The following is a 1554-nucleotide window of genomic DNA, read 5'->3' as shown; positions in this document are numbered from 1 at the left end:
AACAAATTTGTTTTTTCATGAAATTTTTAATTTTAAAGGTAAATCCCCGCTAACGTCCGGTGGCTTGCCTCAGTGGCTTGCCTCTCACCGGACAATCACAAATATAGACCAAACTTTGAGTTATCAGCGTATTTTCTAAAGAAACACAGAATTAAGCCATTGAGGCAAACCGCTGTTAGCCGTTCGGTTTTTCTTTCTACAAGTTACTGCTTTCCAAACCAGTCTGTAATATCAAAATAAATGGTTTTAAAATCCTCTTTAGTTTTATCTTCTTTATCGAAAACTTGGATATGAATGAAGTTATACTGTTTTCCTTTGATTTTATAGAAATCACTTCCAAAAGGTTTCCAGTCAACATTTATTATTCCATATTTATATTCCAAATATTTAGTTTCCGCTTCAAATCCTTCTTTAGAGTTTTTGGCAAACTTAATTTTAATTGCTCCTTCAAACATTTTTTCATCACTTCCAACTTCATAAACGATTTCTGGAGCGTTTGGAATTGTTAGAATATCTTTTTTCTTTGTTTTTTGTGCGGAACAAGAGAAAAAAATAAAAAGCATAAGTATTGGTGCTATTTTCATTTTTTGATTATTTGTTTTCAATTTGGATTCTATTTTTTCCGTCGCGCCAAACTGACGGCTAACGTCCGGTGGCTTGCCTCAGTGGCGTTATTCTCACCGAACATTCACAAATATAAACCAAACTTTGAGTTATCAGCGTATTTTCTAAAGAATCACAGAATAAGCCATTGAGGCAAACCGCTGTTAGCTGCTGGCATTTTCGCGATACCATTTGTCAGTTTGATATTTTTCGGGTATTTCACCATTCCACGGATCAATTCCAAGTTTCTCAATTTCATCGAACCATTGGTCTCTTTTCGAATTCGGTAGTTTTTCTCCGCACCAAGGACAAAAATCGATTAAGATGCATGAAGTTCCGCCGTCCCAAATTTTCACACCATATTCGTCGAATTTTTCGTTGTGAAAAATTGAAGCGTCTACATTGTCGAAATCAATAGAGGAATTCAGTTTTAGTTTTGTACACATCATATTCATTTTATTGCAAGTCGTATTATGCTTGCAGCTAACGTCCCCGCGGCTTGCATACAGTGGCTTGAATGTCGCGGACAATGGCAAATATAAAACAAACTTTGAGTTATCAGAGTATTTTCTGAAGAATCACCGAATTAAGCCATTGATGCAAACCGATGTTATCTATTGCCATTTTAGAATTCAGTTTGGTTTTTCGGCGAAATAATTTTTGAGTTAGTTCGGCTTTTGCGTTTCAGTTTTCGGCGTCAGTTCGGCTTTGCAGCGAATTGTTTTTTGAGTGAGTTTGGCTTTTCACGCTTTCAATATTCTGAGTAAGTTCGGCTTTTTAGTTTTGTGGAAAAACCGCTATTTTAATTTCACCGAAGTTCTGAAACACGGTTACAGTTAACGTCCCCGCGGCTTGCATTCAGTGGCTTACCTGACACCGGACAATTGCAAATATAAACCAAACTTTGAGTTATTAGAGTATTTTCTAAAGAATCACTGAATTAGCCATTGA

The 1554-nt window shown here is 36.1% G+C and carries 2 protein-coding genes; both read right to left on the bottom strand.

Annotation, left to right across the window (positions count from 1 at the left end; all coding sequences use genetic code 11):
* Positions 1 to 203 precede the first annotated feature (203 nt).
* Positions 204 to 584 (bottom strand): hypothetical protein, encoded by a 381-nt coding sequence (locus tag FNW07_RS13605; protein ID WP_144265649.1) that lies wholly within the window; start codon positions 582 to 584, stop codon positions 204 to 206.
* Between the two features lie 183 nt (positions 585 to 767).
* Entirely contained in the window at positions 768 to 1052 is a 285-nt protein-coding gene (locus FNW07_RS13600; protein ID WP_144265648.1) for a hypothetical protein, read from the bottom strand.
* Positions 1053 to 1554 lie beyond the last annotated feature (502 nt).

This window comes from Flavobacterium sp. GT3R68 (genome assembly GCF_007109225.1).
Taxonomy (GTDB): Bacteria; Bacteroidota; Bacteroidia; order Flavobacteriales; family Flavobacteriaceae; genus Flavobacterium.
Note: the sequence above shows the minus strand (reverse complement) of the source record. Positions and strands in the feature narration are given on the sequence as shown.

What these genes read in the sequence shown, in the direction of transcription:
- FNW07_RS13605 (WP_144265649.1), bottom strand. Translation starts at nt 584, where the DNA reads ATGAAAATAGCACCAATACTTATGCTTTTTATTTTTTTCTCTTGTTCC.
- FNW07_RS13600 (WP_144265648.1), bottom strand. Translation starts at nt 1,052, where the DNA reads ATGATGTGTACAAAACTAAAACTGAATTCCTCTATTGATTTCGACAAT.